The organism is Xanthobacter lutulentifluminis, assembly GCF_043194675.2.
In the GTDB taxonomy this organism is placed as follows: domain Bacteria; phylum Pseudomonadota; class Alphaproteobacteria; order Rhizobiales; family Xanthobacteraceae; genus Xanthobacter.
Genome location: NZ_CM195525.1, coordinates 4,351,901 through 4,373,966, shown reverse-complemented (window position 1 = coordinate 4,373,966; position 22,066 = coordinate 4,351,901). Strand labels below are relative to the sequence as shown.

Below are 22,066 nucleotides of genomic sequence, written 5' to 3'. Positions count from 1 at the left end.
AGGGGGGCGCCCGAGGCGCCCTGCCCGCACGAAAAAGCCGCGCCCGGGAGGGGGCGCGGCTTTCTCAGGAGGCGACGGGTGCGATCCGGCGGGCCGGACCCGCGTCAGTTCGGGCCGTAGAGGTAGGAGTTGCTTTCGGCGATCTCGCGGACCGTGGAGGCGCCGAGCAGCACCAGATTGAGGAACTTGGTCAGTTCCACCGAGCCGGCATTGCCCACGTAGAGGATGTCCTTGTCGCGCATGGGCACCTTGGTGGACAGGAGGTAGCCGGTGGGCTCGCGCAGGTTCACCGTGTAGATGGTGGGGATGCGCTTGTCCTGGATGGTGGAGACGTCCACGCCCATGCGCTCCAGCGTCGAGCGGTTCTCGATGCGGAACAGGAAGGCGGACTGCGGATCGGCCTGGGCGTCGAGCAGGCCCTCGGCCTTGGCCACCGCCTCGCTCAGGCTGATGGAGTCGTTGCCGAAGTTGAACTGCCCCTGCTTGCCGGTGGCACCGAAGGCGAGGAAGGTCCGCGGCCGGCTGAACACGTAGATGGTGTCCTCGGGCTGCAGGTAGACGTTGTTGGCAGGCTCGCGCACCAGGCGGTTGAAGCTGATGGTGGCTTCCCGGTTGCCGCGCTGAAGCGTGACGAACAGGTCATAGCCCTTGGCCTGCGCCATGCCGCCGCGGCTGATGGCGTCGAGGATGCGCTCGCCGGTGGCGGTCAGCGGGAAGCGCTGGGGGGTCTCCAGCTCGCCGATGACGGTGACGGCGTTCGAGCGCTGGGTCTTCACGGTCACCACGGCCTGGGGCTCGATGGCGCGGTTGCGCAGGCGCTCGACGATCTCCTTCTCCACCTGGGAGGGGATCATGCCGGCGGCCTTGATCTGGCCGGCGTAGGGCACGGAGATGAAGCCGTTGATGTCCACCGACTGGTCGGGGAGATCGACAAAATTGCCGGCGCGGGACGCCGCCTCGGCCGGGATGAACAGGCCGCCGGAAGAGGCCTCGAAGATGGCCACGCCGACCACGTCGCCCACGCCGATCTTCACGCTCGGAATGGGCCGGCGGTCGTTGCGGAAGGTGCCGATCAGGCCCTCGCTGTCCAGCTGGGCCAGCACCCGCACCACGTCGGCGGTCATGGGCACCAGCTTGTAGCCGACACCGTCCTGATCCGGGGTCTGCTGGTTGCGGACCTCGAGGCTGTAGGGGCCCGACGCCGGGAGAAGATTGCAACCCGCCAGAGCGACCGCCGCCGCAACGCAGCCTGCGAACCGAAGGGCGCGAACCCAACTCTTCCGGTCAATGAACACTGGCCAGCACCCCCTTGAACACACCCAGCCTACCTACCACGGGGGCAAACGGCGGGCCTATCTCCGCCGGGCTGGATTCACGCCGCGCGACCAGGTTTTCGGACCGCGTGTGGCATCGCAGCAACGTTGCGGCGAGCCGTTGATGCCATTGAAAAGTGCACTGCGGAATGGGGGTGGTTGCAAAGCGCGAAACTGCGCGTGGACAGGGCAACTTGCCCATCCCGCAGGCAGATCTCCTCAGGTGGCGATGAGGAATCGCTCCTCCCCCTCCAGCACGAGGCACGTGAGCCGGCCGGTGGCATAGGCGGCGGTGTCGATGTTGATGCGGTTGCTGCGGAATTCCGGCTCCCGCCCCGGGGTGTGGCCATGGACCACGCAATGGCCCAGCCAGTCGCTGCAATCGAGGAACGGGCGGCGGATCCACATCATGTCCTCCGCGCTCTGCTGCTCCAGCGGCACGCCCGGGCGCACGCCGGCATGGACGAAGACGTAATCGCCGCAGACGAAACGCGTCTCCAGCCCATCGAGGAAGGCAAGGTGCGCGCGCGGCATGGCGCTGCGCCAGGCCTGCCACAGGGTGGCCTCGTCATGGGCGCGGCGCGGGCCGAGATAGGAGGTGACGGTCTCCCGGCCGCCCATGCCCAGCCACCGGGCGAACGCCTCGGGCGAGGCCAGCGCCTCCTTCATCACCGCCTCGTGGTTGCCGGAAAGGCAGACGGCATTGTGGGTGAGCTTGCGGGCGATGAGGGCATCGAGGACGCCGGCGGAATTGGGGCCGCGGTCCACGTAGTCACCGAGATAGACCTCGACGGCGGCGACGCCGGGATGGGCCGCCATGTCCTCGTCGATGGCCTGCTGGATCCGCGCCAGCAGGCTGGCATGGCCGTGGACGTCGCCGACGGCATACACCCGCCGGCCCCTGGGAACGCGCGGGGTCACCGGCGCGCAGCCGGGGGCTGCATGGGGCTGGCCCGTCAGTCCGCTCGCAGGATCGGGGCGGAGCTTCAGCATGGGCAGAATCCGTTTCACAGAACCGCAATCCGCGCCCCCGGAGGAGGCGCCCGAAGCACAAGACCAAGGTTAACACGCCCGCGAAGGGGTGGCGACCGGTTTTTGCTGCACTGCAATAACCCTGCGTCAGTGCCGCCGCATTGCCGCTGGCCGGCGAAGCCATGTATGCAGCCGGGATCGGGCAAAGGCGGGGCGATGGCGTTCGATCTCACGGCACTGGCGGTGCTTCTGGAAGCGGTGCTCGGCTATCCGGCGGGGCTGGTGCGGTGCATCGGCCATCCGGTGATCTGGATCGGCCGGCTCATCGTGCTGCTGGACCACGCCCTGAACCGGCCCGGCCTCGCGCCGCCCTGGCGCAAGGTGATGGGGGTGGTGGCGGTCGCCATCATCCTGATGGCGGCGGCCCTGCCGGCCGGGTTCATCGAGGGGCTGCTGCGCCCCCTGCCCTTCGGGCTGCTGGCGCTGGGCCTCATCGGCAGCACGCTCATCGCCCAGCGCTCGCTGCACTGGCACGTGGCCCGCGTCGCCGAGGCGCTGGAGGGCGGCGACCTCGATCAGGCCCGCACGGCGGTGAGCCACATCGTCGGCCGCGATCCGCAGACCCTCGACATGGAGGGCGTCGCCCGCGCCGCCATCGAGAGTCTCGCGGAGAATTTCTCCGACGGCGTGGTCGCCCCCACCCTGTGGATGTGCGTCGGCGGGCTCGCCGGCGGCGCGGCCTACAAGGCCCTCAACACCGCCGACAGCATGATCGGCCACATGACGCCGCGCCACGCCGCCTTCGGCTGGGCCGCCGCCCGCGCCGACGACTACGTGAACCTGCCCGCCTCGCGCATCGCCGGCGCGCTGCTGATCGCCGCCGCCGCCGTCACCAGGGGCGCCGACCCGCGCGCCGCCCACCGCGCCATGCTGCGCGACGCCCCGCGCCACCGCTCGCCCAACGCCGGCTGGTCGGAGGCGGCCATGGCCGGCGCGCTGGGGCTGAAGCTGAACGGCCCCAAGGTCTATGCCGGCGTCTACACCCAGGATGCCTACATGGGCGACGGCCGGCGAGAGGCCACCGCCGCCGATGTGCGCGCCGCCCTGCGCCTCTACCGCCGCGCCGATGCGCTGATGGTGCTGCTGGTCCTGGCCGGCGCCGCCGCCAGCCTGTTCCTGCTCGGCTGACGGCAGGCCGGCGCGCGCCGGACGAGCCTCCTTCGCCGCCCGGCGACAGCGCCGCAGCGCCCGCCCGTTCACCGGGAGCACGCCCCTTTGGGTGCGATCCGTCCACCCGCCCGGACTGCAGGCGCGCGCGGCGTGACCGGGGGACACGGCGCGTCCCGCCGCCGTTCCTTAGTCCGGCGCGCGGCGCGGACAACGATCGCCGCCAGCGGAGCACCCGCCGCTCGCGGGACGTGCGTGCCCTGGCACCGTCTTTCGGGGTGCCGCTCGGAATCGAGACGTGCGCGCGGCGCGGCCGAAGGATACGGCGCCCTCCGCGCCGTTCCTCCCGCCACGTTCCAGCTGCCACGTTCCTCCCGCCAAGTTCCTGCTGCGACCTTCCTCCGCGAGCGCACGGCTCCCCCCGCCGGCGACGGCTCGCCCGCCGCTCTTGGGCAGCGCGCTCCTTGCCGAACACGTCCTTTCCACCTCGCTCGGATCGCTGGCGCGCGCCTCAGACCCGCGGCGCGTTCCGCCCGCCCGTCCCGATGCCCCTACTCCGCCAGCGCCAGCAGCCGGTCGAGGTCCAGGTGCGCGGCGAGGTGGGCGGCGAGGGCGTCGAGGGTGGCCTCCACGCCGGCCTCATAGGCGATCCCGGCCGCCGCCGCCTCGCCCCCGGCCAGCGTGGCGATCAGCGCGCCGCGCAGCGCGTCGGAGGCGAACAGCCCGTGGACGTAGGTGCCGGTGATCCGCCCGTCCGGCGAGACGGCGCCCTCCGGCCGCCCATCGGCGAGATGGGCGAACGGCCGGCCGGTGTCCTCCCCGGCGGTGACGCCCATGTGCATCTCGTAGCCGGAGAACGGCACGCCGCCGGCGGTGCCATTCACCTCCTCCAGCCGCTTCTCGCCGGAGAGCACCGTGTGCACCTTCAGGAGGCCGAGGCCGCGGGCGATGCGCGCCTCTCCTTCCACGCCCTCCGGATCGGCGATGGTCTCGCCCAGCATCTGGTAGCCGCCGCACAGGCCGCTCACCCGCCCGCCGCGCCGGGCGAAGGCGAGGATGTCGTGGTGGAGCCCCTCGGCCTTGAGGGCAGCGAGGTCGGCGATGGTGGATTTCGAGCCGAGCAGCAGCACGAGGTCCGTGTCCGCCGGCAACGTCTCGTGCGGGCGGATGCGGCGCACCTCGACGGACGGCTCGGCATCCAGCGGGTCGAGATCATCGAAGTTGGAGACGTGGGGCAGGATGGGCACGCAGATGCGCAGCCGCGCGCCGGGCTTTGCCGCGGGCGGCGTCGAAAGCGCCAGCGCATCTTCCGCCGGCAGGCGCGCGGCGGCGGGAAAGTGCGGCACGAGCCCGAGCGCCGCCCAGCCGGTGCGCTCCGCGATGATGTCCATGCCGGCGGCGAACAGGGCGGGGTCGCCGCGGAAGCGGTTCACCACAAAGCCGCGGATGAGGGCCGCGTCGTCCGGGTCCACCACCGCCCTGGTGCCGACGAGGCTGGCGATCACCCCGCCCCGGTCGATGTCGCCGATCAGCACCACTGGCACGCCGGCGGCGCGGGCGAAGCCCATGTTGGCGATGTCCCCGGCCCGAAGGTTGATCTCCGAGGCGCTGCCCGCGCCTTCCACCAGCACGAGGTCCGCCTCTTCCTTCAGCCGGCCGAAGCTGTCGAGCACGTAGGGCATCAGGGAGGGCTTCAGCCCCTGGTAGGCGGCAGCGCGGGCGGTGGCGTGGACGCGGCCCTGCACCACCACCTGCGCGCCGGTCTCGCCCTGCGGCTTCAGCAGCACGGGGTTCATGTGCACGCTCGCCGGCACCCGCGCGGCGCGCGCCTGCAGCGCCTGCGCCCGGCCGATCTCGCCGCCGTCGGCGGTGACCGCCGCATTGTTGGACATGTTCTGCGGCTTGAACGGCCGCACCTTCAGCCCGCGCAGGGTAAAGGCACGCGCCAGGCCAGCCACGAGGAGCGACTTGCCCACGTCCGAGCCCGTGCCCTGGAACATCAGCGCCCGCGCCAGAGTTCGCGCCATGGGTCAGAACTCGACGCCCGGCTGGGCCTTCACGCCCGCCGCGAAATGATGCTTCACGAGCCCCATCTCGGTCACGAGATCGGCCGCGGCGATCATCTCCGGGCGCGCGTTGCGGCCGGTCACCACCACATGCAGGCCGGGCCGGCGCGCGGCGAGCGCCGCCACCACCTCGGCGAGGTCGAGATAATCGTAGCGCAGGGCGATGTTCAGTTCGTCCAGCACGAGGAGGTCGATGGATGGGTCGGCCATCAGCTCGCGGGCACGGGCGAAGGCGCGGGCGGCGGCGGCGCGGTCGCGGGCGAGGTCCTGCGTCTCCCAGGTGAAGCCCTCGCCCATGGAGTGCCACACCACGCGCTCGCCGAAGGCGGCGAACGCCTGCTGCTCCCCGGTCTGCCACGCCCCCTTGATGAACTGCACCACGCCCACCCGGCCGCCGCGCCCCAGCATGCGCAGCGCGAGCCCGAAAGCGGCCGTGCTCTTGCCCTTGCCGGGGCCGGTGTGGACCATCAGCAGCCCCTTCTCGAGGGTCTTTTCCGCCACCTCGCGGTCCTGCACCGCCTTGCGCTTCTCCATCTTGGCGCGGTGGCGGGCGGCCTCGGCCTCGTCCACGGGCAAGGGCGCAGGGGGCTCGGGGGCGGGGGGCTCGGGCGCGGATGGCTCGGGGGCGGGTGGCTCGCTCACGGCGTCTCCTCCTTCACTGTCATGGGCAGGCCGGCCACCACCAGCACCACCCGGCGCGCGGCGCGGGCCAGCCGCTGGTTGAGCAGGCCGGCGGCATCGCGGAAGCGGCGGGCCAGCGCATTGTCGGGCACGATGCCGAAGCCCACCTCGTTGGCCACGCACACGCTGAGGCCGGGACGGGCGATGAGCGCCGCCTCCAGCCGGCCCGCCTCGGCGTCGAGGTCGTGCTCGGCGAGGAGATGGTTGGTGAGCCACAGGGTGAGGCAATCCACCAGCACCGGCTGGTCCGGCGGCAGGGCCGCGAGGCAGCCGGCGAGGTCGAGCGGCGCCTCGTGGGTCTGCCAGCCGGCGCCGCGGCGCGCCCGGTGGAGGGCGATGCGCGCTTCCATCTCGGCATCGCGCAGCTCGGCGGTGGCGATATAGGCCCACGGCCCCGGCCGGCGCGCGATCTCGCCTTCCGCGAACCGGCTCTTGCCGGAACGCGCCCCGCCCAGCACCAGCACCAGACCACCCGAAGTCTCCGCCGTCACCGCTCAGTCCCTCCGGCTGGCGCGGCACCGGCCGGAACGCCGGGTGCCGGACGCCCGCGGCGACACCGGGGGCGGGAAACGCATCACGAGCACCTCTCCACCTCCCCGCTCTGCCGCGGATCGCCGTGCCCTGCCGGATCGCGCATGCCCGACGCTCCGTCACCCCGCGGGTCCGGCGCGGGCGCGGCACCAGCCTCGGCCGGACACTACCCGCAGGCGGCGCGATGGCAACCCGGACCGGCGGCCGCCATTGCCCCATCCACACCGGGGCCCGTGGCGCGAAAGGCCCGCATCGCGGTGGCGCATCGAGTTGCGCGTCCCTTGGCGCGTCCTGTGGCGCGTCCATTGGCGCATCCTGCGGCACGGCCCCTCGCGCCTCTTCCCGCGCGGGGCCGTGCCGTGGCAGAAATTCGGGTGAGACGGGGCGGCCAAGCCCCGCGCCGCCGTTCAGGCCAGGGAGACACGCCGTGCCCGAAAGCCCCGCTGCGCCCGGCCGATCCGCGCCCACCCGGCTGGAGCGGCTTGCCGCTTTGCTCGGCGCCGGCCTCGTTCCGGTGCCGCCGCCCCGCCGCCGCTCCCCCACCCTGCTGTACGGCCGGGACGACAGCGTGCCCCGCGCCGACCTGTTCGCGCTCGTCTCCCAGCACGCGCTGCTCAGCCTCACCTTCCTCGTCTACCCCCTCGTGATCGCCGCCGCCGCCGGCCTTGGCGAGCACGACACGCGGGTGCTGATGACCGGCAGCGTGCTCGCCATGGGGCTCGCAACCATGCTCCAGTGCATGCGCTCGCGGTTCGGCAGCGGCTACCTGCTGGTTGCGATTCCCGCCCCGGCGGCTATGCCGCTGGCGGTGCTGGCGCTCCAGTCCGGCGGCATCGCGCTTCTGGGGGCGGCGACGTTCCTCACCGGCCTCGGGCAGGGCATCGCCGCGCGCATGATGCGCCAGCTGCGGGTGATCCTGCCCACCGAGGTGTGCGGCGTCGCCATGCTCATGCTCGGCGTGTCGCTGGCGCAGGCCGGGGCGCACCGCTCGCTCGGCTTCGACGGCAACGGCGGGCAGGTGGCGCTGGCCCATTTCGGCATCGCCGCCGCCACCCTCGGCAGCATGATCGGCGTCGCCGTGTTCGCCGGGCGGCACCTGAAGCTCTATGCCATCTCGGTGGGCGTCGGCCTCGGCTGGCTGCTGGCCCGCGCCATGGGCTTCGACACCACCGACATCGCCGCCGCCACCGCCGGACAGCCGCTGGTGCAGCTGCCGGCCTTCGACCTGCCGGCGCTCGACCTGCCAGCGCTGTCCGTCACCTCGGCGCTGGCGCCGCTCATCGGCCTGCTCGTGGTCACCAGCCTGCTCGACATCATGAGCGCCACCATCTCGCTGGAGAAGGTGGAGGATGCGGACTGGTCGCGCCCGCACATGCCCGCCAGCGAGCGCGCGGTGCTGGGCTTCGGCATCGCCAACGTGGTGGCGAGCGTGATGGCGGCGGTGCCGCTGAATGTGTCGCGCTCGGCGGTGGGCCTCGCCTTCTCCACCGGCGCCACCGCCCGGCGCATCGGCCTGCTGGCCGGGGCGGTGACCGCCGCCGTGGCCTTCTTCCCCAAGCTGATGATGCTGTTCACCCTGGTGCCGGCGCCGGTGACCGGGGCCATCCTGCTCTACATGGCTACCTTCATGATCGTGAACGGCATGGCGCTCATCGCCAGCCGGCGCATGAACGAGCGGCGGCTGTTCACGGTGGGGGTCTCGGTCATCACCGGCCTGTGGGTGATCGCGGTGCCGTTGCAGCAGATGGCGCCTGTGTGGGCGGAACCGGTGTTTTCATCGCCACTGAATCTGTCGGTGACGGTGGCGATCCTGCTCAACCTCATCTTCAGGATCGGGATCACCCGCACCGCCAGCCGGGAAATTCATCCGGGAACAGACTCTTACGAGGAGATTCGCACCTTCCTCGAGAAGCAGGGCGACATCTGGGGCGCCCAGCGCGACGCCATCGCCTCAGCCGTGACGGCGGTGGCCTGGGCGGTGGAGCTGATGGAAGAGAGCGCCCTGGCGCAGGGGCCGGTGCGGCTGGAAGCGCGGTTCGACGAGGCGCGCCTGTTCGTGATGCTGGACTATGCCGGCGCCCTGCCGGCCGTGCCGCAGCAAGCGCCGGCGGCCGATGCAATCCTCGCCAGCGAGGCGGAAAAGAGCCGCTTCGCCGCCTTCCTGCTCGCCCGCATGGGTGATCGCGTCACCTTCGCTGAAGCCGCCGGCCGCTCGCACATCACCCTGCGGTTCGACCACTGACGGTGACGGAATGCCACTTCATGTTTTGAATCAATACTTCAGGAGATTGGTGCAACTACCGGAAAATTAACCATATTGTCCAATTTCTTTATGTGCGGCACCAATCCGGCGCCCTACCCTTTCGCCTTGGCCACCAGCGCCGAGGTGGAGCGGCCGGCCACCAGCGGCACCAGCGCCACGCGCCCGCCGCGCGCCTTCACCACTTCGCCGCCCACCACCTGGTCCTCGCGGTAATCCGCGCCCTTCACCAGCACGTCGGGGCCGAGCGCGGTGATGAGCTCAAGCGGGGTGTCCTCCTCGAACAGCACCACCAGATCCACGCAGCGCAGGGCGCCGATGACGCGGGCGCGGGCGGCCTCGTCCTGCACCGGGCGGGTCTGGCCCTTCAGCCGGCGGACCGAGGCATCGGTGTTGAGCGCCACCACCAGCCGGTCGCCCTCCCGCGCCGCCGCCTCCAGCAGGGAGACGTGGCCGGGGTGCACCAGATCGAAGCAGCCGTTGGTGAAGACCACCCGCGCGCCGGCCGCCTGCCAGCCGGCGATGATCGCGGCGGCGCGGGGGGTGTCCACCAGCGCGCCGGGCTCGGCCCCCTCGGGCACGCTGGCGTCCAGCGCCGCGTTCAGCTCCGCGCGGGTCACCACGGCGGTGCCGATCTTGCCCACCGCCACGGCGGCGGCGGCATTGGCGAAATAGACGCTGGTCTCCAGCGTGTGGCCGGAGGCGAGCGAGACCGCGAGCGCCGCCAGCGCCGTGTCGCCGGCGCCGGAGACGTCGAACACCTCCCGCGCCTGTGCCGGCACATGCAGCACCCGCCCGTCGCGGCGCCACAGGGTCATGCCCTTCTCGGCCCGCGTCACCAGCACGTCGCCGCCGAACTGCGCGCCCGCCGCCGCAGCCGCCGCGGCCGCCTCCGCGTCGGTGCCGTCGGGCAGGCCGGTGGCGGCGGCCAGCTCCAGCCGGTTGGGGGTGACGAGGCTCGCGCCCGCATAGGCCTCGAAGGTGCGGCGCTTGGGATCGACGATCACCGGCACCCCGGCCGCGCGCGCCGCGGCGATGGCCGCCGCGATCACCCGGTCGCAGAGCACGCCCTTGGCATAGTCCGACAGCACCACCACCGCGCTCCTCGCCACCGCCGCCTCGACGGCCGCAACCAGGCGCGCCACCGTCTCCTCGGCGGGGGGGCTGAGCACCTCGGCGTCGATGCGCACGATCTGCTGGCGGCCGCTCATCACCCGGGTCTTGGTGATGGTGGGGCGGGCGGTGTCGGCCACGAGGCCGGAGAGGTCGATGCCGGGATGCGCGGCGAGCGCGTCGGCCAGTTGGCCGGCTTCCGCGTCCGCGCCCACGAGGCCCACCAGCAGCACCGGCGCGCCGAGGGCCGCCGCATTGGCCGCTACGTTGGCCGCGCCGCCGGGCACGATGCGCTCGGCGCCGTGCACCAGCACCGGCACCGGCGCCTCCGGCGAGATGCGGTTGACGGAACCGACGATGTAGCGGTCCACCATCACGTCGCCGATGACGGCGATGGGACCCGCGGGCCCAGCCGCGCCTTCACCCACCATGATGCCTGATCCTCACGCCGCGTTGCGCGGCTTCAAATGGCCGTTCACATAGGCCGAGACCCCGTCCTCCAGCGAGGTGAAGGGGCGGGTGTAGCCGGCCGCGCGCAGCTTGGAGACGTCGGCCTGCGTGAAATACTGGTACGCCTTGCGCAGGCTCTCCGGCATGTCCACGTAGTCGATCTGCGGCGCGGTGCCGAGGGCGGTGAACACCGCCGTGGCGAGATCGGCGAACGAGCGCGCCTCGCCGGTGCCCACGTTGAAGATGCCGGACACGTCCGGGCTCTCCAGCAGCCAGCGCACCACCTCCACGCAGTCCTGCACATAGACGAAGTCGCGCAGCTGGCCGCCGTCGGTGTAGCGCGGGTCATGCGACTTGAAGAGCGTCACGCTCTCCCCCGCCTCGGCCGAGGGGTAGATCTTGTGCACCACCGAGCGCATGTCGCCCTTGTGGGCCTCGCCCGGGCCGTACACGTTGAAGAAGCGCAGGCCGGCGAACTGCGGCGGGCGCGGGCGGTTCTCGGCCACGTCCGCCATCACCCGCCGGTCCACGAACAGCTTGGACCAGCCGTACGGATTGAGCGGCGCCAGCGCGGCGAGGTCGGAGGCCGCCTCGGAATCGGTGAAGCCGTTGGTCCCGTCGCCATAAGTGGCGGCGGAGGAGGCATAGACGAAGCCCAGCGCCTTGCGCGCGCACAGGTCCCACAGGTCCAGCGTGGCGCGGATGTTGCGGGCGACGATCTTGTCCGCGTCCCGCTCGGTGGTCGCGGAGATGGCGCCCATGTGGACCACCGCGGCGAGCCGTCCGCCCTCCTTCTCCACGAAGGCGGTGATGGTCTCGGGCCGGATCACGTCATGCAGCACGATGTCGGCGATGTTGCGCCACTTGGGGCCGTCCTCCAGCCAGTCGGCCACCACCACCCGGTACCCGTCCTCGGCGGCGGCGCGGGCGATGTTGGAGCCGATGAAGCCGGCGCCTCCGGTCACGAGCAGGAGGTCGCGGCTCAGGGCCGGGGTGCGCGTCATGTGGGGCTTCCCATCGGTTCGTCGGGCGCAGGGTGTGCCACGCCCGCGCGCTCCTTGTCCATGATGCCGCCCAAGGCGCCGCCCAGCGCCGCCAGCGCAGCCCACGCCTCGGCGGCGGAAATGGCGGCGAGGCAGGGCGGGCCCTCCGCCGTCTCCGGCGCGATGCGGCAGCGGGCCTTCTCGCAGGGGGCGCAGGGCAGGCGCGCGGCAAGGTCGGCCGCCTTCAGCTCCCTGACGCGGGGGCCGAACAGGCCGGTGAGGCGCGGGTTCGTGGGACCGTAGAGCCCCACCGTGGCCACGCCATAGGCGGCGGCCAGATGGACGAGGCCGGTATCCGCCCCCACCACCCCCGCCGCGCCGGCGATGACCGGCGCCAGCGTCTCAAGCGTCTGCGGCGGCAGGAGGCGCACCTGCGGCAGTCCCTCGGCGATCGCGGCCGCGCGCGCCTCCTCCTCCGCCCCATGGGCGAACAGGCGCACCTCCAGCCCGGCCGCGCCGGCCAGGGCGGCCAGATCGCGCCAGCCGGCGCGGGTCCAGGTCTTGGTGGGCCAGGTGGTGCCGTGGAGGAAGACGAGATAGGGCGCCCCCTCCCCCCGCGCCGGCTCAAGGCCGCTGGAGGCCGGGCGTCCGGCGGTGGAATAGCCGAGCGCGCGGGCGAACAGGGTGCGGATGCGTTCCGCCATGTGCTCCACCTCGGGCACGTGGTGGCGGCGGGCGTAAGTGAGCGCGGCAATGCCCTCGCGCGCGCTGGCGCGGTCGAAGCCGTGGCGCTCGCCGCTGGCGAGGCGGGCGACGGCGGCGCTCTTCATCAGGCCCTGGGCGTCGATGATACGGTCGTAGCGGGTCTCGCGCAGCGCGGTCCGCAGGCGGGCGAACTCCCCGGCGCGGGCGGCGGCGAGCGGCTTGCGCAGCATCCGCCGCAGCGGCACGGGGATGACGCGCCGCACCGCCGGATGCAGCCGCGCGATGGGGGCGAAAGCCTCCTCCACCACCCAGTCCAGCTCGAGCCCGGGGATGGCGGCGGCGGCATCCGTCAGCGCCGGGAACGTGTGGACCACGTCGCCCAGCGAGGACAGCTTCACCAGCAGCACCTTCATTTGCGCAGTTGCTCGGCGGCGGCGAGCACGTCCCCGGCGGCGATGCCTTCCAGGCACGCGAGGGTTCCGAGCGGGCATTCCCGCTTGTGGCAGGGCCGGCACGGCAGATCGAGCGCCATCACCCGCGCGAACGGCGAGGCGGGCGGCGTCATCTTCTCGGAGGAGGCGCCGTAGAGCACCACGAGCTGCCGGTCGAACGCGCCGGCGATGTGCATCAGGCCGGAATCGTTGGAGATCACCACGTCCGCCCCGGCGAGGATGGCGGAGGCCTCGATCAGCGAGGTGCGGCCGACGAGATTGTCCACCGGCACCCCGGCGGAGGCCTCGATGGCTGCCGCGCTCTCTGCATCCTTGGGCGAGCCCAGCACGCGGATGCGATAGCCCGCCGCCGCCGCCAGCCCGGCGAGGGCGGCGAACTTCTCCGCCGGCCAGCGCTTCGCGGGGCCGTATTCGGCGCCGGGGCACAGCACCATCACCGGCCCCTCGCCCGCGAGCGGGAACTTGGCCGCCGCCACGTCGCGCGCGCCATCAGGCAGGATCAGGCGCGGGCGCGGCGGCCGGGTGATGGAGCCGGCCGGCAGGCCCAGAGCGACGAAGCGCTCGATGGTCTTGGCGGTCTTGCGGTCGGGGTCCGGCCGGGCGTCGGTGAGCAGCGGGCCGCGCATCTCGGCGCGATAGCCCACGCGCTCGGGAATGCCGGCAGCCAGCGGCACGATGGCGGCCTTGAAGGCGCGCGGCAGGATGATGGCCTTGCCGTAACCCTCGTCGCGCAGCGCGCGGCCGGCGCGCCAGCGCGCCAGGAGGCCGAGCTCGCCATGGCCGAGGCCCAGGGGAATGGTGCGGCGGATGCCGGGGATCATCCGCGCCACGGGCAGCGCGGCGGGCGGGGCCAGCACATCGATGGGGCGGCCGGGCTCCCGCAGGCGCAGCACTTCCACGAGGCTCGCCGCCATGACCATGTCGCCGACCCAGGAGGGGCCGACGAGCAGCAGGGGCGAAACGGAACCAAGGGCACGCATGCGAAAGCTCGCGGGGTGAAACGCCCGCGTCATTGCAAGGCGGGGGCGCCGCGTCAAGCGCCATCGCCGCAGGGCGGGGCCGCGTCGGGAGCGGCGCGCGGAACGGAGCACCCGCGGCGAAAGGGCCGCGCGGAACGGAGCACCATCGCCGCCGACCGCTGCAATGCGTTCACGCCCCTTGCGGGCGCGCCCATCACGACTGCGGCATTGTCCTCAGGCGAAAGCCGGCTGCGCGGTCCTCGCAGCCGGTGACGGGAGGCCGAGGCCTCCCGGACGGTCCGACCTCAGGCGGCGGGACGGACGGTTTTCTCGACCGAGGTTTTCAGGGGCTCGGAGGAGTCCGCCGCCACCTTCTGCGCCAGCGCGGAGAGGTCCTTCACCTGGGTGGAGAGGGTCTCGACCTGCTTGCGCGCATGGCCGGCCGACAGGTCCACCGCCTCGGTCACCGTCTTGGCGGCGAGCAGGGCGTTGAAATAGTCGAAGGCCGAGTTGACGTTGGACTGCAGCGCCTCGAGCACCTTGGCGTTGTACTCGGCAACACCCTTGCTGGCAGTGGTATAGGTGTCTTCCAGCGCAGAATTCACCTGCGTGGCGGCATCCTTGAACTTGGCGTAGTTCTCGCGGCAGGTGGCGAGACCCTTCTCGGCGATCTCGCGGACGGCCGGCGGCACTTCCACGCCGGGGACACCATTGGCCGAGAAGGCCTTCTTGGCGGCTTCGATCTGGTCCTGGTAGGCCTTGATGAAGGTGTCGTTCATGTCATCCTCGGTGAAACGGGCAGGCCGGTCCGTGCGCCGAGGCACAATGCTGCTCCGCCCGAGACGACACAGGCGCAAGACCTGCGCCGACCGCTCCGGCTGAAGCATTGGCAGCTGTGAAACCCCGACTTGCAGGGTTATATCCGATAAATGCGTGCAGCGCAAAATGAAATTCTGCGCTGCACAAGCTTGGCTTGAGGTATTCGCCTGCGCCGGACGTCAGTGCGACTGGTTCGGATCGGTCGCCGCGGTCACGTTCGCGGCGGCGTGCTCGGCCGTGGTCTTGGCATCGCGCGCCGCGGTCTCGCTGACGGACTTGAAGTCCTGCGCAGCGGTCTGGGCGCTCTGGGCCGCGGCGGCGGCCAGCGTCTTCAGCCGGTCGGCGAGCGTGCGGGCGTGCTCGTCGAGGCTGCGGGCGGTGCTCTCGCCGAGCGCCTTGGCATCGGCGCCGAAGGTCTTCGCCTGCTCGGCGACGGACTTCATCTGGTTGCTCAGGAATTCGGCCTGCAGGCTTACCATCTCCTGCGGGCTCTTGGCCGCCACCAGCCTGTGCAGGAAGTCGAAGCTGGCCTCGACATTGGCCTCCATGACGCCGATGACCTTCTGGCGCAGGTCCTTCATGCCGGACCGCACTTCCTCCATGTGGCCCTCGGTGTCGCCGACGGTCTCGCGCGCGTTGTGGAACAGCGTCTCGAACGCCTGCCGGGCCTGCGCCACGTTCTTTTCCGCGATGGCCCGCATCTCCGCGGGCAGCTCCAGGTCCGGACCGAATTTCGTCGTCATGGCCGTCACTCCTCCGGGTGTTCTTCGGGCGGCGCCAACACCCACCCGACACGATCTTAGTATGGGCGCACCGCGCTTCGCCAATATGAATGCCGAAAATCCACGCGGATTGCACCGTCGTTAATCAATGGGCATCACTATAGACAGCGCACCGCCGCGCGAGTCCCGGGCCTTCCGGACGGCGGAAGGGACCGACGGCAGATCATGACGCAGACCGGCGCACGTTCGCTTCTGGGCGCGGAGCAGGCCCTGTCGCCGCTGCAGCGGCCGGATCTGCCCTCCTTTCTGGTCGCGCTGCCGGGCGGACGGGTGATCGAGGCGACCGCCGCCTGCGCCGCGCTGGGCATCCGCGCCGGCGCCCCCGCCCCTGCCCGCATCGCCGAGGACGCGCGCCGGCTGCGCGCCCTGTCCTGCGCCCGTTTCGGCTATGCGCGGCTGCGCCTGCCCGGCCTGCTGACGCCGCGCCTGTTCCGCTACGCGCCGCTGGCGCTGCCCGGCGGCCTCGCCGTGCTGTTCGCCGATCCCGCCGCCTTCGCGACCGATGCAGGCACCGCCCCCACCGCCCCGCCGGTGCCCCTCGCGCTGCGGCCGCTGCTGGCCCAGCCGGCGCGCATCACCTTCGAGACCGATGCCGCAGGGCGCATCCTCACGTTATCGCCGCTGTTCGCCGACGCCCTCGGCGCGCGGGCGGCGCGCATGCTCGGCCGCAGCTTCGCCGAGATCGCGGCCGACGGGCTCATGTCCGGCGGCGAGGCGCTGGACGCCGCGCTGGCGGGTGGCAGCTTCAGCGAAATGAAGGCCCGTATCGCCGCGAGCCGCCCCGACGAGGCGGCGCTCGACCTCAGCCTCGGCGGCGTGCCGGTGTTCGACGGCGCCCGCCACCGCCAGGGCACGCGCGGCTTCGGCATCCTGAGCGCGGCCGTCGCCGATGCCCCGGCCCCCATCGCCCGCCCCGAGCCGACGCCGCCTCCTCGCCCGGCGCCGCGCGCCACCGCCGGCCTCGGCGAGAATGTGGTGCCGCTGCGCGCCGGCACGCTTTCCCCGCAGGAGCGCTCCGCGTTTCGCGAGATCGCCCGCACGCTCGCAGCCGCCATCGAGGACTGGCCGAAGGGCATTCCGCCCGAGCCGGAACCGGACGCAGAGGAACCGGACGAGGGGGGGCCGGACGCGGGGGAGCCGGACGAGACCTTGGCGGCCGCGCCCCCGCTCCCCGATGCCGCGCGCCCCGATACCGGGCCCGCCGAGGCCGGCGAGGCGCCCGAGGCCGGCCGGGATTTCGAGCTGCTCGACCGCCTGCCCCTCGGCCTGCTGGTGCTGCAGGACGGGCACGCCAGCTTCATCAACCGCACGCTGCTGGACTGGACCGGCCGGGCGGATCTGGCCGAAGCCGAGGCCGCCGGCGGGCTCGATGCCATGCTGGTGCGCGAGGGCGCCGACCTTCTGCTCGCCTCCGCCGACGGCGCGCGGCGCCCGGTGGAGGTCCGCCTCGTCGCCGCGCCCTTCCTCGGCCGGCCGGCGCTGCTGCACGTCATCCGCCCGCAGGCGGAGGCCCAGACCCGGCAGGATCGGGCGGCGGCGCGGCGCGAGGCCATCGACATGGTGCCCTGGCCGGTGTTCCTGGTGGAGCGCGAGGGCGCGATCCGGCTCGCCAATGCCGCAGCGGCGGAACGCGTCGGCTTTGCCGCGGCCGATCTCGCCGGCGAGCCCTTCACCACCGCCATCGCCCCCGAATACCGTGCCGCCGCCGTGGCCGCGCTCGACGCCGCGTGCGCGGACGAGCCGCCCCGCGAGCTGCGGCTCGCCCTGCGCCATCGCGATGGCGGCCTCTGCCCGGGCCGCGCGGGCGTGATGCGCGCGGGGGCCGAGGGCCAGCTGTTGTGCGTCGTGGTCGGCCCGGATGTCGCGCCCGAATCGGCGCCGGACCGCCTGCCCTTCCTCGCCCGCCGCCTCAATGCGGCGCTTGCCGGGCCGCTGGCCCGCCTTGCCGCCGATGATTGCCCGGTGCCCGAGGCGCAGGCGGCGCGCGCGGCCGTGGCGGCGACCCTCGACGACCTGTCCGGCCTTGCCGAGGACGCCCCGCCCGCGCCCACCGCGCCGTGCGATCTGGCCGCGGTCGTGACGGCGGCGGCCGATGGCCTCGCCCTCGCCGCGCGCCGGCGCCGGGTCGCCCTGCGGCGCGACACGCCCGCCGCGCTCTCCGTCCGCGCGGACGCGCCGCGGCTCGCCCGCCTCGTCCGCCTGCTGCTGGAGGAGGCGCTGGACGCCACCCCGGCGGGCGGCAGCATCGCCGTGAGCCTCGCATCCGACGAGAACGGCGCCTGCCTCAAGGTGAGCGACGGCGGTGCGGCGCTGGATGAGGTGACCCTCGCCGCCGCGCTCGATCCGGCGGCGCAGATGCCCGAGCCGGGCCGCTTCGACACCGCCGGTCGGCCGCTGCGCCTCGCCCGGCTGGCGCGGGAGGCGACGCTGCTGGGCGGCGCGCTCACCGCCCGGCCCGACAGCGCACGCGGCATGACGGTGCTGCTGCACCTGCCGGCCTGACGCACAGTCAGACCCCGGCGCAGTGTTCAGACTGGAATTACTCCAGTCTATGCGCCGATGACTTTCGGACGCAGGCGCAAAACACCATCTCGCAATTCTACGGAGTTGACGCGGACCCCTGTCTGCTGCGAAAAATATAGCAGAAACAAGTTTTTAGAAGAATTCCAACTTGCCGCCGGATTAGGCCATGATCATTTGTTCATGCAATGTTTTTTCGGAACAGCAGGTTCTGGACGCCCTTGCCGGAGCGCAGGGCGTGCGTTCGCCGAGCGAGGTTTACCGCTGTCTCGGCTGCTCTCCCCAGTGCGGCCGGTGCGCCCGCACCATCCGCTCCCTCATGAACAAGGCGCAGGGCCACGATTGCGGCGCCTGTGCCGAGGAATGCCCGGCGGCCGCCCTGGTGGGCATGGTCGCCGCGGAGTGATCTTCCCAGGCTGAACCGCAATTCCGCTACGGAATATTCCGGGTGGCGACACGCCGCGGTTGCCGGTAAATTAGAATTGGTCTAAGGCTGAATCCAATCAAGCTGCCACAGGCAAGATGCCATCAGGCACCAGGAGCTGAGCATGAAGGGCGACCCGAAGGTCATTGAATACCTCAACCGGGGGCTGCGTTCGGAGCTGACCGCCATCAACCAGTACTGGCTGCATTACCGCATGCTGGACAACTGGGGCTACAAGGCCCTGGCCAAGAAGTGGCGCGCCGAGTCCATCGAGGAGATGGTGCACGCGGACAAGTTCACCGACCGCATCCTCTTCCTCGACGGCTTCCCGAACATGCAGGTGCTTGATCCGCTGCGGATCGGCCAGGACGTGAAGGAAATCCTCGACGCCGACCTCGCCGCCGAGCTCGACGCCCGAGCCCTCTACCAGGAGGCCGCCGCCTACTGCCACTCGGTGAAGGACTTCCCGAGCCGCGACCTGTTCGAGGAGCTGATGGCGGACGAGGAAGGCCACATCGACTTCCTCGAGACCCAGCTCGATCTCGTCTCCAAGCTCGGCCTGCAGCTTTACGCGCAGCACCACATCGGCGAGCTCGACGAGGACTGAGTCGCACCCGCGACCCGCGTGTGATCGAAAAGGCCCGGCCCCCGCCGGGCCTTTTTGCTTTTGGGCCGCCGCGCCGCGGCTGATCCCCGTCGCGGGCGTTGCGCCCGCCCGGCAGCCCGGTTCACACGGCAGCGCCGGCGACGCCGCCCGCCAGCGGCGACACGCTGGGATCGCCATCGGCGCTTTCGGTTTCGGGAGGGCGCCTCCCCGGCCATCCTGCGCATTGGAATTAGAATGTTTTGAAAGAAGAGTTAGACAGTTTCCAATGTTTGGCATCTCACTTTCTTCTTGATTGACCCTAAGCAAAGCGACGGGTTAGCGAACATCTCGAAGTTGTTTGTCCGGCCCGATGCGGCATTCCAATGCCGCGCCGGCAGCCGCAGCCCGGAGGGGTCCCCATGAGCCCGTATCGCGTCCCGCACGGCATCCTCGGCCGCCGCCCCCTCCTGCGCGGCCTCCTCGCCGGCGGCGCGCTGCTGCTCGGCCTCGGCAGCGCCACGGCGCAGCAGGTGGTGAACATCTACACCACCCGCGAGCCCGGCCTCGCCGCGCCCTTGTTCGAGGCCTTCACCAAGGCCACCGGCATCGAGGTGAAGAGCGTCTTCATCAAGGACGGCCTCGCCGAGCGGGTGAAGGCGGAGGGCGCGAGCTCCCCGGCCGACCTGCTGATGACCGTGGACGTGGGCAACCTGCTGGACGTGGTGGACGCCGGCGTCACCCAGCCCGTGAGCACCCCCGCCCTCACTGCCGCCGTTCCCGCCAACCTGCGCGACCCGGACGGCAACTGGTATGCACTCTCCCTGCGCGCGCGCCTCGTCTACACCGCCAAGGACGTGGTGAAGGTCCCCGCCATCACCTACGAGGAGCTGGCCGACCCGCGCTGGAAGGGCAAGATCTGCATCCGCTCGGGCCAGCATCCCTACAATGTGGGGCTGGTGGCGGCCTATATCGTCCACCACGGCGAGGCGAAGACCGAGGCCTGGCTGCTCGGCCTGAAGGCCAACCTCGCCCGCAAGGCCGCCGGCGGCGACCGCGAGGGCGCCCGCGACATCCTCGGCGGCATCTGCGACCTGGCGGTGGGCAATTCCTACTATGTGGGCCTGATGCGCTCGGGCCAGGGCGGGCCGGACCAGAAGAAGTGGGGCGACGGCATCGGCGTGCTGCTGCCCACCTTCGAGGGCGGCGGCACCCATGTGAACGTCTCCGGCGCGGCGGTGGCGAAGAACGCGCCGCACAAGGACGCCGCCATCAAGTTCATGGAATTCGCCGTCTCTCCCGCCATGCAGGCGGTCTACGCCCAGAAGAACATGGAATATCCGGTGCTCGCCGCGGCCGACGTCGATCCCGTCATCGCCGGGCTCGGCCCGCTGAAGGTGGACCCGATCCCGCTGGTGGAGATCGCCCGCAACCGCAAGCGCGCCAGCGAGCTGATCGACAAGGTCGGCTTCGACAACTGACGGGGCGTTCCCCATGGCAGATGTGGCCGTCGCCACCGGGCAGCGCCGCGCCGGCCTGAGCCTGCCGGCGCGACCGTCCGCTTTGCTCGCGGCAGCGGCGCTGGTGGCGCTGTTCGTGCTGCTGCCGCTGATCGCGCTGGCGGGGATCGCCGCGCGCGGCTCGGGCGACATGTGGCCCCATCTGGTCGCGACCGTCCTGCCCGACGCGCTGGCCCAGACGGCGCTGCTGCTGCTCGGGGTGGGCGTCCTCACCCTCCTGTTCGCGGTGCCCTGCGCCTGGCTGGTGGCCACCTGCAGCTTTCCCGGGCGCGGCGTGCTGGAATGGGCGCTGCTGCTGCCGCTGGCGGTGCCGGGCTATATCGTCGCCTTCTCCTATCTCGACGTGCTGCACCCGCTCGGCCCGATCCAGGAGGCGCTCAGGGCGGTGCTCGGCATCGCCAGCCCGCGCGACTTCCGGCTGCCGGACATCCGCTCCACCGGCGGCTGCATCCTGGTGCTCTCCGCGGTGCTCTACCCGTATGTCTATCTCTCGGCGCGGGCGAGCTTCGTGCTGCAGTCCGCAGCCGCGCTGGAGGTGGCACGCACGCTCGGCGCCAGCCGCTTCAGCGCCTTCCTGCGGGTGGGCCTGCCGCTGGCCCGCCCGGCCATCGTCGCCGGCCTGACGCTGGTGCTGCTGGAGACGCTGGGCGACATCGGCGCCTCCGAGTTCCTCGGCGTGCGCACCCTCACCGTGTCGATCTATTCCACCTGGGTGAACCGCTCCAACCTGCCGGGCGCGGCGCAGATCGCGCTGGTCATGCTGGCGCTGGTGCTGGCGCTGATCGTGGTGGAGCGGGCGGCGCGGCGCTCGCGGCGGTTCGTGGCGCCCGGCTCGGCGCGGCCGCAGGCGCCGGTGCGGCTCACCGGCCTGCGCGGCTACGGCGCCGCCGTGTTCTGCGCCATTCCCGTCACCGCCGGCTTCCTCGTTCCGTTCGTGCACCTGTCGGTCTCCGCCGCCCGCCGGGTCGCGGAGACCGGCGTGCCCGTGCGCATCGGCGGCGAGGCGGCCACCACCGCCGCCATCGCCCTCGCCGCGACCCTCGTCGCGCTCTCCCTCGGCCTCGTGGTGACGCTGGCCCAGCGCCTGACGCGGGCGCGCATCGCCTCCGGCCTCGCCCGGGTGGCGAGCCTCGGCTATGCGGTGCCCGGCACGGTGCTGGCGGTGGGCCTGCTGAGCCCGCTCGCCGGGCTCGACAACATGCTGGATGCGGCCGCGCGGCAGACGTTCGGCCTCTCCACCGGCCTCCTCATCTCCGGCTCGGGCGCGGCGCTGGTGGCGGCGCTGGCCATCCGTTTCCTCGCCATCCCCATCGGCGGCATCGAGGCAGGCTACGCCAAGCTCTCGCCCCATCTCGACATGGCCGCCCGCAGCCTCGGCGCCACCGAGCCGCGCACCGTGCGGCAGATCCACCTGCCGTTGCTGCGCCCGGCGCTCGCCACCGCGGCGCTGCTGGTGTTCGTGGATGCCATGAAGGAGCTGCCCGCCACCCTGCTGCTGCGTCCGCTCGGCCTCGAGACGCTGGCGACCCACGTCTATGGCGAGGCGGCGCGCGGCACCTACGAGGACGGCGCCCTCGCGGCGCTGGTGATTCTGCTGGTCGGCCTCGGCCCGGTGATCCTGCTGGCGCGCATGTCCTCGGCCGCATTGCGCGGCTCGGGCGCCCCGGCGCGGGGCTCAAGCTCGGCCCGCTCTGCCTGAGGGGCCTCCGCGGGGACGCCAGCCATCAAAGCGACACAGACGGCGCGGAAGGTGCCGGCCGCTTGTC

The 22,066-nt window shown here is 72.1% G+C and carries 18 protein-coding genes; 7 read left to right on the top strand and 11 right to left on the bottom strand.

Annotation, left to right across the window (positions count from 1 at the left end):
- Positions 1-104: 104 nt before the first annotated feature.
- Together V5F49_RS20195 and V5F49_RS20190 are read right to left on the bottom strand one after the other, a co-directional pair.
- Complete coding sequence (locus V5F49_RS20195) at positions 105-1,124, bottom strand: polysaccharide biosynthesis/export family protein (protein WP_394115065.1); 1,020 nt, start codon at positions 1,122-1,124, stop codon at positions 105-107.
- A 408-nt stretch (positions 1,125-1,532) separates the two neighbouring features.
- On the bottom strand, positions 1,533-2,306 hold the full coding sequence (locus tag V5F49_RS20190) for a metallophosphoesterase family protein (protein WP_394115064.1): 774 nt from the start codon (positions 2,304-2,306) through the stop codon (positions 1,533-1,535).
- Between the two features lie 195 nt (positions 2,307-2,501).
- Between V5F49_RS20190 and cbiB the strand changes: the two genes are divergently transcribed.
- A complete protein-coding gene (gene cbiB, locus V5F49_RS20185; RefSeq protein WP_394115063.1) occupies positions 2,502-3,473 on the top strand; it encodes an adenosylcobinamide-phosphate synthase CbiB in 972 nt (323 codons plus the stop codon).
- Positions 3,474-4,003: 530 nt separating this feature from the next.
- Here cbiB and V5F49_RS20180 read toward each other — a convergent pair.
- The 3 genes from V5F49_RS20180 to cobU all read right to left on the bottom strand — a co-directional run bounded on the left by V5F49_RS20180 (position 4,004) and on the right by cobU (position 6,690).
- A complete protein-coding gene (locus V5F49_RS20180) occupies positions 4,004-5,452 on the bottom strand; it encodes a cobyric acid synthase (protein ID WP_394115383.1) in 1,449 nt (482 codons plus the stop codon).
- A gap of 30 nt (positions 5,453-5,482) precedes the next feature.
- The gene (cobO, locus tag V5F49_RS20175) at positions 5,483-6,052 is read right to left on the bottom strand and encodes a cob(I)yrinic acid a,c-diamide adenosyltransferase (RefSeq protein ID WP_509210797.1); all 570 of its coding nucleotides are present in this window, start codon (positions 6,050-6,052) and stop codon (positions 5,483-5,485) included.
- A gap of 104 nt (positions 6,053-6,156) precedes the next feature.
- Positions 6,157-6,690 carry a bifunctional adenosylcobinamide kinase/adenosylcobinamide-phosphate guanylyltransferase gene (cobU, locus tag V5F49_RS20170; RefSeq protein ID WP_394115062.1) on the bottom strand — a complete coding sequence of 178 codons (534 nt, stop codon included), beginning with the start codon at positions 6,688-6,690 and terminating at the stop codon, positions 6,157-6,159.
- A 467-nt stretch (positions 6,691-7,157) separates the two neighbouring features.
- On the opposite strand from cobU, the gene V5F49_RS20165 reads away from it, so the two are divergent.
- Positions 7,158-8,972: a solute carrier family 23 protein gene (locus tag V5F49_RS20165; protein WP_394115061.1), complete on the top strand. Its 1,815-nt coding sequence runs from the start codon at positions 7,158-7,160 to the stop codon at positions 8,970-8,972.
- A 113-nt stretch (positions 8,973-9,085) separates the two neighbouring features.
- On the opposite strand, the gene rfaE1 is transcribed toward V5F49_RS20165, so the two are convergent.
- The 6 genes from rfaE1 to V5F49_RS20135 all read right to left on the bottom strand — a co-directional run bounded on the left by rfaE1 (position 9,086) and on the right by V5F49_RS20135 (position 15,214).
- Positions 9,086-10,534, bottom strand: a complete 1,449-nt coding sequence (gene rfaE1 / locus V5F49_RS20160; RefSeq protein ID WP_394115060.1) for a D-glycero-beta-D-manno-heptose-7-phosphate kinase — start codon at positions 10,532-10,534, stop codon at positions 9,086-9,088.
- 12 nt (positions 10,535-10,546) lie between these two features.
- Positions 10,547-11,557, bottom strand: a complete 1,011-nt coding sequence (rfaD, locus tag V5F49_RS20155; protein ID WP_394115059.1) for an ADP-glyceromanno-heptose 6-epimerase — start codon at positions 11,555-11,557, stop codon at positions 10,547-10,549.
- Positions 11,554-12,654, bottom strand: a complete 1,101-nt coding sequence (waaC, locus tag V5F49_RS20150; RefSeq protein ID WP_394115058.1) for a lipopolysaccharide heptosyltransferase I — start codon at positions 12,652-12,654, stop codon at positions 11,554-11,556. The genes rfaD and waaC overlap by 4 nt, the downstream gene beginning before the upstream one ends.
- Positions 12,651-13,673, bottom strand: a complete 1,023-nt coding sequence (waaF, locus tag V5F49_RS20145) for a lipopolysaccharide heptosyltransferase II (protein WP_394115057.1) — start codon at positions 13,671-13,673, stop codon at positions 12,651-12,653. Before waaF ends, waaC begins: the two co-directional genes overlap by 4 nt.
- A 284-nt stretch (positions 13,674-13,957) precedes the next feature.
- Positions 13,958-14,431: a phasin gene (locus V5F49_RS20140; RefSeq protein ID WP_394115056.1), complete on the bottom strand. Its 474-nt coding sequence runs from the start codon at positions 14,429-14,431 to the stop codon at positions 13,958-13,960.
- A 219-nt stretch (positions 14,432-14,650) separates the two neighbouring features.
- A complete protein-coding gene (locus tag V5F49_RS20135) occupies positions 14,651-15,214 on the bottom strand; it encodes a phasin family protein (protein ID WP_394115055.1) in 564 nt (187 codons plus the stop codon).
- A 204-nt stretch (positions 15,215-15,418) separates the two neighbouring features.
- On the opposite strand from V5F49_RS20135, the gene V5F49_RS20130 reads away from it, so the two are divergent.
- From V5F49_RS20130 to V5F49_RS20110, 5 genes are all read left to right on the top strand, one after another.
- Entirely contained in the window at positions 15,419-17,755 is a 2,337-nt protein-coding gene (locus V5F49_RS20130) for a PAS domain S-box protein (RefSeq protein WP_394115054.1), read from the top strand.
- Positions 17,756-17,942: 187 nt separating this feature from the next.
- A complete protein-coding gene (locus tag V5F49_RS20125; protein ID WP_394115053.1) occupies positions 17,943-18,179 on the top strand; it encodes a (2Fe-2S)-binding protein in 237 nt (78 codons plus the stop codon).
- A gap of 142 nt (positions 18,180-18,321) precedes the next feature.
- The gene (gene bfr / locus V5F49_RS20120) at positions 18,322-18,804 is read left to right on the top strand and encodes a bacterioferritin (RefSeq protein ID WP_394115052.1); all 483 of its coding nucleotides are present in this window, start codon (positions 18,322-18,324) and stop codon (positions 18,802-18,804) included.
- A gap of 398 nt (positions 18,805-19,202) precedes the next feature.
- Positions 19,203-20,261: an extracellular solute-binding protein gene (locus V5F49_RS20115; protein ID WP_394115051.1), complete on the top strand. Its 1,059-nt coding sequence runs from the start codon at positions 19,203-19,205 to the stop codon at positions 20,259-20,261.
- Between the two features lie 13 nt (positions 20,262-20,274).
- On the top strand, positions 20,275-21,999 hold the full coding sequence (locus tag V5F49_RS20110) for an ABC transporter permease (protein WP_394115050.1): 1,725 nt from the start codon (positions 20,275-20,277) through the stop codon (positions 21,997-21,999).
- The last annotated feature ends 67 nt before the right edge of the window (positions 22,000-22,066 follow it).